Annotated in this window: 16 protein-coding genes; 6 read left to right on the top strand and 10 right to left on the bottom strand. The window is 66.1% G+C overall.

All coding sequences use genetic code 11. The features are described 5' to 3' along the window. Positions 1-8 precede the first annotated feature (8 nt). From purQ to purC, 4 genes are all read right to left on the bottom strand, one after another. Positions 9-671, bottom strand: coding sequence for a phosphoribosylformylglycinamidine synthase subunit PurQ (purQ, locus tag BN1313_RS10960; RefSeq protein ID WP_091740319.1), 663 nt, complete (start codon positions 669-671; stop codon positions 9-11). Between the two features lie 82 nt (positions 672-753). Further along, positions 754-1,128 (bottom strand): hypothetical protein, encoded by a 375-nt coding sequence (locus BN1313_RS10955; RefSeq protein WP_091740316.1) that lies wholly within the window; start codon positions 1,126-1,128, stop codon positions 754-756. Next, positions 1,125-1,364 carry a phosphoribosylformylglycinamidine synthase subunit PurS gene (purS, locus tag BN1313_RS10950; protein WP_091740313.1) on the bottom strand — a complete coding sequence of 80 codons (240 nt, stop codon included), beginning with the start codon at positions 1,362-1,364 and terminating at the stop codon, positions 1,125-1,127. Before purS ends, BN1313_RS10955 begins: the two co-directional genes overlap by 4 nt. Next, the gene (gene purC, locus BN1313_RS10945) at positions 1,364-2,119 is read right to left on the bottom strand and encodes a phosphoribosylaminoimidazolesuccinocarboxamide synthase (protein ID WP_091740310.1); all 756 of its coding nucleotides are present in this window, start codon (positions 2,117-2,119) and stop codon (positions 1,364-1,366) included. Before purC ends, purS begins: the two co-directional genes overlap by 1 nt. A gap of 252 nt (positions 2,120-2,371) precedes the next feature. Here purC and BN1313_RS10940 point away from each other — a divergent pair, with 252 nt between their 5' ends. The 3 genes from BN1313_RS10940 (at position 2,372) to BN1313_RS10930 (ending at position 4,777) form a co-directional block, all read left to right on the top strand. Next, on the top strand, positions 2,372-2,695 hold the full coding sequence (locus BN1313_RS10940; RefSeq protein WP_091740308.1) for a DUF1476 domain-containing protein: 324 nt from the start codon (positions 2,372-2,374) through the stop codon (positions 2,693-2,695). Between the two features lie 13 nt (positions 2,696-2,708). Continuing rightward, positions 2,709-3,104 (top strand): DUF2147 domain-containing protein, encoded by a 396-nt coding sequence (locus tag BN1313_RS10935; protein ID WP_091740305.1) that lies wholly within the window; start codon positions 2,709-2,711, stop codon positions 3,102-3,104. A 212-nt stretch (positions 3,105-3,316) separates the two neighbouring features. Continuing rightward, the gene (locus tag BN1313_RS10930; RefSeq protein ID WP_141653124.1) at positions 3,317-4,777 is read left to right on the top strand and encodes an EAL domain-containing protein; all 1,461 of its coding nucleotides are present in this window, start codon (positions 3,317-3,319) and stop codon (positions 4,775-4,777) included. Here BN1313_RS10930 and purB read toward each other — a convergent pair. From purB to greA, 3 genes are all read right to left on the bottom strand, one after another. Then, complete coding sequence (gene purB, locus BN1313_RS10925) at positions 4,774-6,078, bottom strand: adenylosuccinate lyase (protein WP_091740299.1); 1,305 nt, start codon at positions 6,076-6,078, stop codon at positions 4,774-4,776. The two genes, BN1313_RS10930 and purB, sit on opposite strands and share 4 nt — an antisense overlap. A gap of 43 nt (positions 6,079-6,121) precedes the next feature. Then, positions 6,122-6,547, bottom strand: a complete 426-nt coding sequence (locus BN1313_RS10920; RefSeq protein ID WP_091740297.1) for a RidA family protein — start codon at positions 6,545-6,547, stop codon at positions 6,122-6,124. Between the two features lie 92 nt (positions 6,548-6,639). Beyond that, on the bottom strand, positions 6,640-7,119 hold the full coding sequence (gene greA / locus BN1313_RS10915) for a transcription elongation factor GreA (RefSeq protein WP_091740294.1): 480 nt from the start codon (positions 7,117-7,119) through the stop codon (positions 6,640-6,642). An 82-nt stretch (positions 7,120-7,201) separates the two neighbouring features. Here greA and BN1313_RS10910 point away from each other — a divergent pair, with 82 nt between their 5' ends. Further along, positions 7,202-8,068 carry an oxygenase MpaB family protein gene (locus tag BN1313_RS10910; protein ID WP_091740291.1) on the top strand — a complete coding sequence of 289 codons (867 nt, stop codon included), beginning with the start codon at positions 7,202-7,204 and terminating at the stop codon, positions 8,066-8,068. 5 nt (positions 8,069-8,073) lie between these two features. On the opposite strand, the gene BN1313_RS10905 is transcribed toward BN1313_RS10910, so the two are convergent. Beyond that, a complete protein-coding gene (locus tag BN1313_RS10905) occupies positions 8,074-8,478 on the bottom strand; it encodes a GGDEF domain-containing protein (RefSeq protein WP_091740288.1) in 405 nt (134 codons plus the stop codon). Then, positions 8,465-8,608 (bottom strand): hypothetical protein, encoded by a 144-nt coding sequence (locus BN1313_RS16590; RefSeq protein ID WP_176695977.1) that lies wholly within the window; start codon positions 8,606-8,608, stop codon positions 8,465-8,467. Before BN1313_RS16590 ends, BN1313_RS10905 begins: the two co-directional genes overlap by 14 nt. A 157-nt stretch (positions 8,609-8,765) precedes the next feature. Here BN1313_RS16590 and BN1313_RS10900 point away from each other — a divergent pair, with 157 nt between their 5' ends. Beyond that, complete coding sequence (locus BN1313_RS10900) at positions 8,766-9,326, top strand: biliverdin-producing heme oxygenase (RefSeq protein ID WP_176695976.1); 561 nt, start codon at positions 8,766-8,768, stop codon at positions 9,324-9,326. Further along, a complete protein-coding gene (locus tag BN1313_RS10895) occupies positions 9,323-11,446 on the top strand; it encodes a histidine kinase dimerization/phosphoacceptor domain -containing protein (RefSeq protein ID WP_218054349.1) in 2,124 nt (707 codons plus the stop codon). The genes BN1313_RS10900 and BN1313_RS10895 overlap by 4 nt, the downstream gene beginning before the upstream one ends. A gap of 1 nt (position 11,447) precedes the next feature. Here the strand turns inward: BN1313_RS10895 and BN1313_RS10890 are convergent, their stop codons facing one another. Further along, positions 11,448-12,056 carry a LysE family translocator gene (locus BN1313_RS10890; RefSeq protein WP_091740282.1) on the bottom strand — a complete coding sequence of 203 codons (609 nt, stop codon included), beginning with the start codon at positions 12,054-12,056 and terminating at the stop codon, positions 11,448-11,450. Positions 12,057-12,264 lie beyond the last annotated feature (208 nt).

Raw genomic sequence — 12,264 nt, 5'->3', positions numbered from 1 at the left:
CAGGACTCTCAGGCGCTGGCGAGGGCGCTTTGGAACAGGATCGCTCCGTCGGACGATCCCAGCTCGGCCTCGAAGGCGCGGTCAGGGTGGGGCATCAGGCCCAGCACATTGCCGGTGGCGCTGACGATGCCAGCGATGCCGCGGGCCGAGCCATTGGGGTTGTCGAGATAACGGAACACCACCTGGCCATCGCCTTCCAACCGGTCCAGCGTGGCCTCATCGGCGAAGAAATTCCCTTCGCCGTTGCCGATGGTCATGACCGCCCGACGCGTCGCGGCATAGCCCGACGTGAAGCGGGTCTGGACGTTGACGACCTCCAGGTCGACCGCCTTGCAGACGTATTTGAGCGCGGCGTTGCGTAGAAGCGCGCCTGGCAGCATGCCGGCTTCGCATAGCACCTGGAAGCCGTTGCAGATGCCGACGACGGCGACGCCGCGTTCAGCGGCGGCCCTGACCTCCGCCATCACCGGCGACAGCGAGGCCATGGCCCCGCACCGCAGATAGTCGCCATAGGAGAACCCACCAGGGAGCACGATCAGGTCGAGTCCCGAGGGCAGGGCGGTCTCGGCGTGCCAGACCATCTCCACCGAGGCGCCCGTGGAGCGTTCGACGGCGACCTTGCAGTCGCGATCGCAGTTGGAGCCGGGGAAGACGACGACGGCGGCTTTCATCGGGCGTTCTGTCTCGCAGGTTCTCTAGCGGAATGGGCGGACGGGTAGACGATGGGGGCGCTGGCGTCGAGGCCGTGCGCCGTCATTTCCGCGTCCAGGTTTTCAGGCTGTCGAGATAGGCGGCGAGCTCGTCGTAGCGGGCCTTGTCGCCGTAGGGACAGCCGGTGGTCTTCACCTCGGTTCCCACCGCTCGCTGCAGCATGATCGCCGGGTGGGCCGGCGCGTCGGGTTCGGTGATCAGGTAGGAGGTCTTGCCGTCATCGCTGGAGTAGAAGCGATAGGGCTGGGTCGGGTCTTTCGGCGCGGGCGTGAGGCGCGGCTGGCCGACGATCTTGTCGCGCAGAGCCTCAAAGGCGCTGGCGCAGTCGAGGCCGACCATAGGGGCGGGCGGCGCGGCTTTCGGCGCGCAGGCGGCGATGCAGAGGAGTAGGGCGGCGAGGAAGGCCTCAGCCTTCACGCCAGCTCCACGCGGTAGCTCTCGATCACCGTGTTGGCGAGCAGCTTCTCGCACATGGCCTTGACCTCGGCCTCGGCGGCCACGGCGTCAGCGCTCTTCAGGTCGAACTCGATGGTGCGGCCGACGCGGACGCCTTCCACGCCGTCCCAGCCCAGGCCGTGCAACGCCTGCTCGACCGCCTTGCCCTGAACGTCGAGGACGCCCGGCTTCAAGAAAACATGGACCTTGGCGCGCACTAGTGGAGGCCTCCTTGAATGACCGTCGGCATCTCTTTCATGATGCCGAGCCGGCGGGCAACCTCCGCATAGCTCTCGATCACATTGCCGAGGTCGCGGCGGAAGCGGTCCTTGTCCAGCTTTTCGTTGGTGGTGGAATCCCACAGCCTGCAGCTGTCGGGGCTGATCTCGTCGGCCAGGATGATCCGGGCGAAATCGTTCTCCCAGATGCGGCCGAATTCGATCTTGAAGTCGATCAGAGTGATGCCGACGGCGCCGAACATGCCGGTGAGGAAGTCGTTCACCCGGAGCGTCAGCGCCATGATGTCGTCGATCTCCTGGGTCGAGGCCCAGTTGAAGGCGGTGATGTGCTCTTCGGAGACCATCGGGTCGTGGAGCTTGTCGTCCTTCAGGTAGAATTCGATGATCGAGCGCGGCAGCGCCTGGCCCTCCGGCAAGCCAAGCCGCGTCGACAGCGAGCCGGCGGCGACGTTGCGGCAGACGATTTCCAGCGGGATGATTTCAACTTCGCGGATCAGCTGCTCGCGCAGGTTCAGGCGCTTGATGAAGTGGTTGGTCACGCCGATGGCGTTCAACCGCGTCATGATGTGCTCGCTGATGCGGTTGTTGATCACGCCCTTGCCTTCCAGGATCGCCTTTTTCTGGGCGTCGAAGGCGGTGGTGTCGTCCTTGAAGTACTGGATCAAGGTGCCGGGCTCTGGTCCCTCGAAGAGGATCTTGGCCTTGCCCTCGTAGATCTTCTTCCGGCGCGTCATGACGGCTTGTTCTCCGAGAGCCGGTGCAGCAATCGCCCCGCCTGCGAACGGCCCCGTTGTCGGAATGAAAAACGCGCGCGCAATGTCCGTGCGCGCGCGGTCCGACTCGAGCCTCGGCTGTCCGCTGGAGGCGCGGTGAAATTAGCGGATGCGGCGGCTTGGCGCAAACCTTGCGCAGGGCGCCTCTTCCCATTGCGGCTCGGGACTGAGCGGGCTATGTCAGCCGCGTTAACGGAACATCTTGAGCACACCATGACGACCTATGACGATCGAGAGCGCGGCTTCGAGAAGAAATTCGCCCTCGATCAGGAACAGGAATTCAAGGCAGCCGCGCGCCGTAACCGGGCGCTGGGTCACTGGGCCGGCGCCCTGATGGGCCTGCAACCGCCCCACTCCGACGACTACGCCAAGGCGGTGGTGAAGTCGGACCTGGAACTGCCGGGCGAAGAAGATGTCTTCCGCAAGGTCTTCGAAGACCTGAAGGGTTCCGGTGTCGCCGTCACCGAAGGCGAAGTCCGCATGAAGATGGCTGAGCTTCTGGCTCAGGCCCGTGAGAGCGTTCGCGCCGGCGAATAGCCGGCCCTTTGTCATGCGCACCTTGATTCTGGCCCTTGCGGCGACGCTCTCTGTGGCGTCGGCCGTCCAGGCGCAGCACACTCCGAGCCTGATCGGCGTCTGGCGCAATCCGAAGAACTCGGTTCACGTCGATATCCAGCCCTGCGGAGATCGCCTCTGCGGCGTGGTCGTCTGGGCCAGCGAAAAGGCCAAGCAGGACTCCAAGGAAGGCGGCACGCCCAATCTGGTCGGCACGCAGCTGTTCCGCGACTTCGGCATGCAGGGCAATGGCGTGTACCGCGGTCGCGTGTTCATCCCGGACTTGGGCTGGACGCTCGGCGGCACCGCCACCCAGGTTGATCCAGATACGCTGCGCGCACGCGGTTGCCTCGTCATCTGCAAGTCGCAGGTCTGGAAACGGGTCAGCTGAGGCGACGACGCCAAGCTCAACCATATGGCGAACTTGTCGCAGCCCGAAGATTAGCTGTGCTTAGATGCGCGTCCTGTTCTGCGCTATAAATCGCGGAAAAGGGGGGCGCCAATGACGATCTTTGGCCGTCTGACGCGTACCATTGTGATCGGCGTTTGCGTGACGACCGTCCTGCCGATCCTGGCGGCGATCCTTCTCGCCCAACATCAGGCTTGGAGATCGAGAAGCGATTCGCCCAGGAGCTGGCCAACAGCGCCCTGGTTCGCGCCGACGCGACGGGCGAACAGCTCGGCGCAGCGGCGCGCGCCATTAATGGCCTCGGACTGCAGAAGGCCTGTTCGCGCGACGGCCTCGACCTGATGCGCGCCATCGACATGAACTCCACCCTGCTTCAGGGGGTTGGCTGGGTGGAGGGCGATGAGATTCGCTGTTCTTCCTTCGGCGGCGATCGCCGGTTCCCTATGGGCAAGTTTGATTTCCGATCGAGCCGCAGCTCGGTCTACCGGACCAATGTCACGCTGCTTGACCCGAAGACCGCCTACGTGGCGGTGCAGACCGGGGCCGCAGTGGGGATCATCCATAAGGATCTCGCCCTCAGCTTTGTGGATAAGGCGCCCGGCCTGGGTGTCGCGGTCTTTTCCTGGTCTCGTCGGACGCCGATTATCAACCGGGGCGCAGTGCCGCCCGAACTGATCAAGACCAAGTTCACCGGCTCGACTGTCTTCCGCAGCGGTGGCCGGACGGTGGCGGTTGTCCGGTCTCCGAGATACGACACTGGGGCGATCGCGATCCTCCCGCCAGGCGAGATGTCGAGCCGGATCGGACGGGCGGCCTTGGTGCTGCTGCCGCTCGCGCTGCTGATTGGCCTGGGACTTTCCGCTCTTCTTGTCCACGTGCTCCGGAGCATGGGCTCGCTGCCGGCGATGATCCGCGCGGCGCTCAAACGTGGCGAGTTCCATCTCGTCTACCAGCCATTGATCGAGCTGACCTCGGGACGGACCGTGGGCGTTGAAGCGCTGCTCCGCTGGGATCGCGGCAAGGCTGTCGCCATCGGGCCCGATGAGTTCATCCCGGCGGCGGAGGAATCCGGGGATATCTCGCTCATCACCGCCAGGGTGTTCGATCTGGTGGCCGAAGACGCCCGGCGCATCCGCCGGCTCGCGCCGGACATGCACTTCGCGATCAACGTCTCAGCCGCTGACCTGCATCGCCCCGAGATCGTTGAGGACGTGATCCAACTCGCACAGCGGTCGGGCATGCCCTTCTCCAGCCTGACCTTTGAGGTGACCGAGCGCAGGTTGGTGGATGTGGAACGCGCGCGCGACACCGTGCAGCGGCTCCGGGCCGAGGGCGTCCAGCTGGCGATCGACGATTTCGGAATCGGCTATTCCAGCTTGGCCTATCTCGCGCAGCTGGAGATCGACTTCGTGAAGATCGACAAGCTCTTCGTGCAGGCCTTGGGTACGGAGTCCGCAACGAGCCAGGTGGCCGTCCGCATCATTGAGATGGCCAAAGACCTCAACCTTGAGATCATAGGCGAGGGGGTCGAGACCCAACAGCAGGGCGAGATCCTGAAGAGCTTGGGGGTCGGATACGCCCAGGGCTACTTTTTCGGCCGGCCGATGCCATTGGAGGCGCTTCTGCAGCGCCTCCGGAGTGAGCGCGTCCTTTAAGGCTGCTCGCCGAACACCCGGGCGAAGACGGCATCGACGTTCTTGAAGTGGTAGCCGAGGTCGAAGAGCTCGGCCAGTTCCGCCTCGGTCAGGGTCACCTCGGGGTCGGCCACCAGGAAGTCCAAGAAATTGCCCTCGCCGCGCCAGACGCGCATGGCGTTGCGCTGAACTGCGGCATAGGCCGCCTCGCGGCTGACGCCTTTCTGGGTCAGGCCCAGGAGTACGCGCTGGGAGTGAACCAGGCCACCCAGGCGGTCCAGGTTCTTCTGCATGTTCTCGGGATAGACTAGCAGGCGGTCGACGACATTGGCCATGCGGCGCAGCGCGAAGTCGAGGTGGACCGTGGCGTCCGGCCCGATGCCACGCTCGACGGACGAGTGGCTGATGTCGCGTTCATGCCACAGCGCGACGTTCTCCAGCGCCGGAACCACCGCCGAGCGGACCAGGCGGGCCAGGCCAGTCAGGTTCTCGGTAAGGATCGGGTTGCGCTTGTGCGGCATGGCCGACGAGCCCTTCTGGCCCTTGTCGAAGAACTCCTCAGCCTCCAGCACTTCGGTGCGTTGCAGGTGGCGGATCTCGACGGCCAGCCGTTCCATGGAGGAGGCGACGACGCCCAACGCCGCGAAGTAGGCCGCGTGCCGGTCGCGCGGGATCACCTGGGTCGAGACGGGTTCGACGGCCAGGCCCATCTGTTCGGCCACATAGGCTTCGACTTCAGGCGCGACGTTGGCGAAGGTGCCGACCGCGCCGGAGATCGCGCAGGTGGAGACCTCGAATTTCGCCATCGCCAGGCGCTCCTTGGCGCGGACGAACTCGGCGTAGTGACCGGCGAGCTTCAGGCCGAAGGTCGTGGGCTCGGCGTGGATGCCGTGGCTGCGACCGACGGTGGCCGTCAGCTTGTGCTCGAAGGCGCGCTTCTTCAGCGCCGCCAGCAGCAGATCGACGTCATCCATCAACAGGTCGGCAGCCCGGCTCAGCTGGACCGCGAAGGCGGTGTCGATGACGTCCGAGGACGTCATGCCTTGGTGCAGGAACCGCGCCTCGGGGCCGACGATCTCGGTGACGTGGGTCAGGAAGGCGATGACGTCGTGCTTGGTCTCGCGCTCGATCTCGTCGATGCGGTCGATATCCCAGATCGCGTCGCGACCCTTCTCCCAGATCACGCGGGCGGCTTCGGCAGGGATCACGCCCAGCTTGGCCATCGCGTCGGCCGCGTGGGCCTCGATCTCGAACATGATCTTGAAGCGCGTCTGGGCGCTCCAGATCTCGGCGGCTTCCTTGCGGGCGTATCGGCTGATCATAGCCGGCGGTTTGGAGGCCCGGAGCCTCCGGAGTCAAGGCCGCTCAGCGTTTGACGGCGACGCCCATGATCTCGAAGCGCGAACCGTTGAGCAGCTTGTTCGTGCCAACGAAAGCGCGGGCGGGAAGGGGGCCCTTGAAATAGCCGGTGTAGAGGGTGTTGAAGCCCGCGTAGAGCGCCAGGTCCGTGCAGAACACCTGGACCCAGACGACATCATCCATGGTCGCGCCGGCGCTCTCGACAGAGCGTTTGAAGGCGTCCATCGCGGCCTTGGCGGCGACCTCGCCCGTGGCGTCTGGCATGGCGTCGATCACGCCTGAGACGTAGAGGGTGTCGCCCGCCCAGACCGAGCCTGAGAAGGCCGGCTGCGCGCCGTCGGGACGCGGCGGCGCCGGCACGGCGCGGACCTCCATGGCCTGGGCGGCGAGCGGCGCGACAAAGAGCGCAGCGGCGAGCACGAAGGACTTCATGGGCGGTCTCCTGGTTTCACAAGAGCCTAGGTGAGCGGCAGGTGTGGCGCGCCCGTCATTTGCAGCCCGAGGCCGGAATTCGGCTCGGCGCCTCAAGCGACGGCGATGATCTCGACGCCCGCGCCATTGACCATCGCCTCGTCGCCTTCGGACTTCCCCAGCAGAGCGCGGGCCAAGGGCGACACATAGGAGACGCGGCCTTCGACGGGATCGGCCTCGTCCTCACCGACGATGCGGAAGGTCTGGGTGCGACCGTCCTCGCGCGCGAACGTGACGGTGTCGCCAAACTGCACGCGTCCCGCGGCGGGTTGAGGCTCTGTCAGCTGGGCGCTCGCGCGCCGGCTGGACCAGTAGCGCAGGTCGCGGGTGGCTCTGGCCATGGCGGTACGGTCCGCGGCGACGCCGCCTTCGGCCTGGGCGCCAGCATAGGCGGCGCGCGCGTCAGCCAGCGCCTGCTCGATAGCGGCGAGGCCAGAGGCGGTGACGAGGTTGGCGTGTGCCGAGATCGGCCGGTCCGGCAGATCGGCGGCGCGGGCCTCGTAATCTTCCTCGCGGGTGAAGGCGACAGCCATGACATTCCTGACGGACAGATTGGCGTAACGATCGGGGCGGACAATCTATCCCTCGCCGCAATCGTGCGACAGTCTGTGGCCTATGCCCCTACGCAACGCCATAGCCCGCCAAATCCGAGGCCTGGTCGGATCCACCAGCGAAAGCGCGGAGAGTCCTTTAGATCACGGCGACGCTGGACTGTTTGGACCGGACTCGGTCTGCTGGCGGGTGCACGGCGATTTCACGACCATGATGATCGGCGGTGTGGCGGCGTTGCTCATGCAGATGCTCAATCGCCGCGCGCTCGCCGGCGTCTGGGCGCATTCGACGTTCCGCCAGGATATGGGCGGCCGGCTTAAGCGCACAGCGCGATTCATCGCGATCACGACCTACGGGTCCACCGAGCAGGCGCAGGCGGCGATCACCGAGGTGCGGACCATCCACGAGCGGGTCCGCGGCGTGACCGAGAGCGGCGAGACCTATGCCGCCAGCGATCCCGAACTGCTGACCTGGATCCATGTGTGCGAGACGCGACATTTCCTGGCCGCTTGGATCCGCTATCGCGAGCCCTGGATGAGCGTCGCCGATCAGGATCGCTATTTCTGGGAGGTCGCGGAGATCGCGCGCGGGCTCGGGGCTGAGGACGTGCCGGTCACGCGCGATGAGGTTGAGCGGTATCTGGCCCGGTGCAGGCCAGGGCTAAAGGCCGACGCCCTCACCCGTGAGGCCGCACAGGCGATCCTGGAACCACCCAAGATGGATGCGCGGTTCGCGCCCTTCGCGCAGCTTTTCTTTCAGGCCTCGAAGGACCTGCTGCCGGCCTGGGCCCGGGCGATGCACGGCTTCACCGGGCCAAGAACGCCGGGAACAATGCTAGGCGTTGCGAGTGTCGGCGGCGTCCTGCGCTGGGCCTTGCAAAATGGAGCGGAGGCCCGCGCCCGGCGACGGGTCGCCCCCCAGCCGGTCTGACGCGTTCAGGCTGGCCGACGCGAACGCTTGGCCTCGTACATCCGGGCGTCGGCGATGCCGAGCAGGTGGTCGAGATCATCGAGTTTGCCTGCGCCGGCGACGGCCCAGCCTGGGCTGGCGGATAATGGGAAGGCCACGCCCGCCCGGGCGTTGACCGTCGCCAGGGCCGCATCGAGCCGGGTGGCCAGCGGCGCCACATCATCGCGATCGAGGGCCAACGCGCAGAATTCATCGCCGCCGATCCGGCCCAGGATGTCGCCGTCGCGGAAGGCCTCGCGCAGCACACCGGCGAAGTCGGCGATCAGGCGCTCGCCCACGTTGTGGCCAAGTCCGTCATTGGCCTGTTTCAAGCCGTCGAGATCGAAGTAGGCGAGGAGCGCGCGGCCTTGGCTCTGTTCAAGGCTGGCCAGACGTCGATGAAGCCGCGGCGATTGTGGAGGCCTGCAGGTTCTCGAGCGCCACGGCGGTGGTGTCGGCCAGCGCCTGCAGCAGCGCCACTTGGTGTTCCGGGCGGGGGCGGTCGATGAGGCGCGTGATCACCTGGACCGGATCGCCGCCCAGCGGGACGCGGCGTTGGGACGGTTGCGTGCGTTTGTCGAAGACCGCGACGCCTGATCAAACTCTTGCGATTCGGTCGGGAATCGACAGACGAGGGCCGCATTTCGTTTGTAACCTGACGGTTCACCAAGGACCGTTGATGACCCTGATCGCCGAGCTCCGCGCGGGCACGGCCGACGCGCACCAATCTCTGGAGCAGGCGCTCGACCTGTTCGAACGGATTAGGACCCCCGCTGGCCGACGCGAGGTGGTTGGTCGATTTTTCGGCCTGCACGCCGGCCTCGAAGACGCCTTGCATCCGCATCTTTCCCAATGGCCGGGCCTGGACTTCGCTGTACGCAGGCGCACGCCGCATCTGGAGCGCGATGTTCGTTCCCTCGGCGGCGACCCGACTGCTCTGCGCCGCCATCCCTGGCCTTCCCTGAAGGGACCGGCCGAAGCCCTGGGTCTGTTCTATGTGCTCGAAGGCTCGACCCTGGGCGGCGCGGTGATCGAAAAGCAGTTGAAGGCTCGCGGTGAACGCCTTGATGGCCTGAGCTTCCTGCACCCCTACGGCGACCAGACTGGCGCCCGTTGGCGGACATTCATGGCCGTCCTCGACGCCGCACCGGCTGATCAGTCGCCTAGCGTCGTCGATGGCGCCCGACTGGGATTCCAGTGTGCGGAAACCTGGCTGTGCCGCGAAAGCGCGCCGGTTTGAGTGAGAATCCTGACCTGACGGCCTGCGACCGTGAGCCGATCCATGTCCCGGGGTCGATCCAGCCGCACGGCGTCATGCTGGTTGCGCGCCGCAGCGATCTCGTTGTCGTCCATGGCGCAGGTGAGATCGAAGGCCGACTAGGCGAAAGTGATTGGTGCGGCGCCGCGCTCAACAGCCTGATTGGGGGAAATCTGGCCGGCGCCGCGGTCGTCGCCGCGGAGGCGCGCTCAGGCTATGTCGGCCGTCTGGAGCGCTGCCGTGAGCTGTTCGATGTCAGCGCGCACCTGAGCGGCGCTCATCTGATCGTCGAGCTGGAGCCGGCGAACGAGGCCAATGCGCCGGCCGCCATGATCTTGGCGCGCTTGAGCGCAGCCGCGGCGAGTTTTGAGCGCGCGGCCACCCTGGAGGCGCTCTGCCAACAGGCGGCTAGGGCGTTTCGCGACCTGACCGGCTTCGACCGGGTGATGATCTACCAATTCATTGAGGAATCGGCCGGCGCTGTCGTGGCGGAGGACAAGGTGGATGAACTGCCGAGTTTCATGCGTCATCACTTCCCGGGAACAGATATCCCCCGCCAGGCTCGCGCGCTCTATGTGCGCAACCTGGTGCGCGTGATCCCGGACGTGACCTACGACCCGCAGCCGCTTCGTCCGGCATGGGCTGGGCCGGAGCCTCTGGACATGAGCGACGCGGTCCTGCGCAGCGTCTCGCCCATCCACATGCAGTATATGCGAAACATGGGGGTGGCGGCCTCCGCCTCGGTGTCGATCGTGAAGGACGGCGTCCTTTGGGGTCTGGTGGCCTGCCATCACCGCACGCCGAAAGGGCTCGCCTACGATGTCCGCGCCGCCTGCGCGGCCTTGGCTGGCGGCTTGGCGCGCCAGGTCCGGGCGAAGGAGGAGGCCGCACTTTACCGCGAGCGGATAAGGCTGCGGAGCCAGGAAGACCGATTTATTGATGACCTGGCTGGTGGGCCGACCCTGGACCAGGGTCTGGCGACGAACATCGATGAACTGGCCAGAGTCTTGCGCAGCGACGGCGCGGCCTCGGTCCGCGCTGGCGAGGTGCTCATGAGCGGCGCCACGCCGGGCGAGATGGCGGTGCGGCGGTTGGCCGATTGGATGCTCGCGCATCATCCGCATGAGCCTTTCGCTACCGACGCCTTGGCCACGACCATCGGCTGGATGGCGGACTTTCGCGAGATCGCCAGCGGCCTGCTCGCCGTGGTGGTCTCGGCGGACGAACCCTTCGTGCTGATGTGGTTTCGCGCCGAGCAGGTCCAGGTCATCGAATGGGCCGGCAACCCCCATAAGGATTTGACGCTCAAGCCCGGCGAATCGCTCAGTCCGCGCGCCTCTTTCGAGGCCTGGGGTGAAACCGTGCGGGGGCGCGCGCGGCGCTGGAGCCTGCCCGAGATCGAGGCGGCGTCGCGCCTCCGCCAGGGCCTGACCGAACTTCGCCATCGCCAGCAACTACTGGACCTCAACAAGACCCTGCGCGACGCGGTCGCCGCCAAGGACGGGCTTATCGAACAGAAGGAGTTCCTTCTGCGCGAGGTGAACCACCGAGTGCAGAACAGCCTGCAGCTGGTGTCGAGCTTCTTAGGCTTGCAGTCACGGGCCACCGAAAACCTGGAGGTCCAGGCCCAGCTCCATGACGCACAGCAGCGATTGAACGCCGTGGCCCTGGTGCACCGGCGCCTTTACCGCAGCGACCAGATCGAGATCGTCGACCTGGCGCGTTATATCGAGGAGCTGACCGGCGAGCTGAAGAACTCCATCGGCGAAGAGTGGTCCGACCATATCGCCCTGGACCTGGCGCCGGTTATGCTGAGCACCGATCGGGCTGTGACGGTGGGGCTCGTGCTGACCGAACTGGTGATCAACGCCAACAAATACGCCTACGGCGGCCGGCCGGGCCCGATCTGCATAAGCCTGGAGGCGGCCGGCCCGACCCTGCGGGTGGTCGTCGCCGACTCTGGCAAGGGCAATCATTCGCCGGGCAAGGGGTTTGGCACGCGCATGATGACCGCCATGGTCGGTCAGTTGCAGGGCGAACTGACCTACATCGACAATGAGCCCGGCCTGCGCGCCGTCCTGACCTTTCCGGCGAACCTCTAACTCAGCTCTCCAGGAACATCGGGGGGATCGAGGCCGCCAGCAGTGCGGCCATCAGCCAGTTGAACCGCTGGAGACGCCCCGGTTTCGCCAGCCAGCCGCGCAGGGACGCGCCAAACGCGGTCCAGACCAGGATGCAGGGCAGGTTGATGACGGCGAAGACGGCTGTGACCGCGAGCATGTTGGCCACATAGTGCTCAGGCGGCGCGTAGCCGGCGGCCGCGCTGAGAGCCATCGCCCAGCCCTTCACATTGACCAGCTGAAAGAGCGCCGCCTGGGCGAGGGTCATGGGCCGGTCAGGCCCGGCGGCGCTCCCGCCCTTGGCGCTGGTCGCGATCTTCCACGCGAGCCAGGCCAGGTAGATGGCGCCGGCGATCTTCAAGGCCTGGTGCAACGCCGGATAGGCGGTGAACAGGCCGCCCAACAGCAGGCCCGACCCCAGAATCAGGAGGGTGAACCCGAGCCACACGCCCATCATATGAGGCGCGGTCCGGCGCACGCCGAAGTTGGCGCCAGAGGCGAGCAGCATGGCGTTGTTCGGCCCCGGGGTGATCGAGGACGCGAAGGCGAAGGCGCAAAGGCCGAGATAAAGCTCGGGGGTGAGGGTGGGCATGGCGGGAGGTCCTATGGGTGGAGCCTCTCCCGTGGGCGTCAGCTTGTCTCGTCACCGTGACCACTGCTCCCGGGCGGGAGCGGCGGAACGCCGATCTCAGATGTGGATCAGGCGGTCGTTGCGCTCCATTTCACCAGCCGGCTTCGCCCGTACGGCCATGACCGTACGGTGGCGAGCAAGGGCTGCGATGATGATCGAGCGATTCACG

Source organism: Phenylobacterium immobile (ATCC 35973) (assembly GCF_001375595.1).
GTDB lineage: Bacteria > Pseudomonadota > Alphaproteobacteria > Caulobacterales > Caulobacteraceae > Phenylobacterium > Phenylobacterium immobile.
This window is presented reverse-complemented; position numbering and strand designations above follow the sequence as displayed.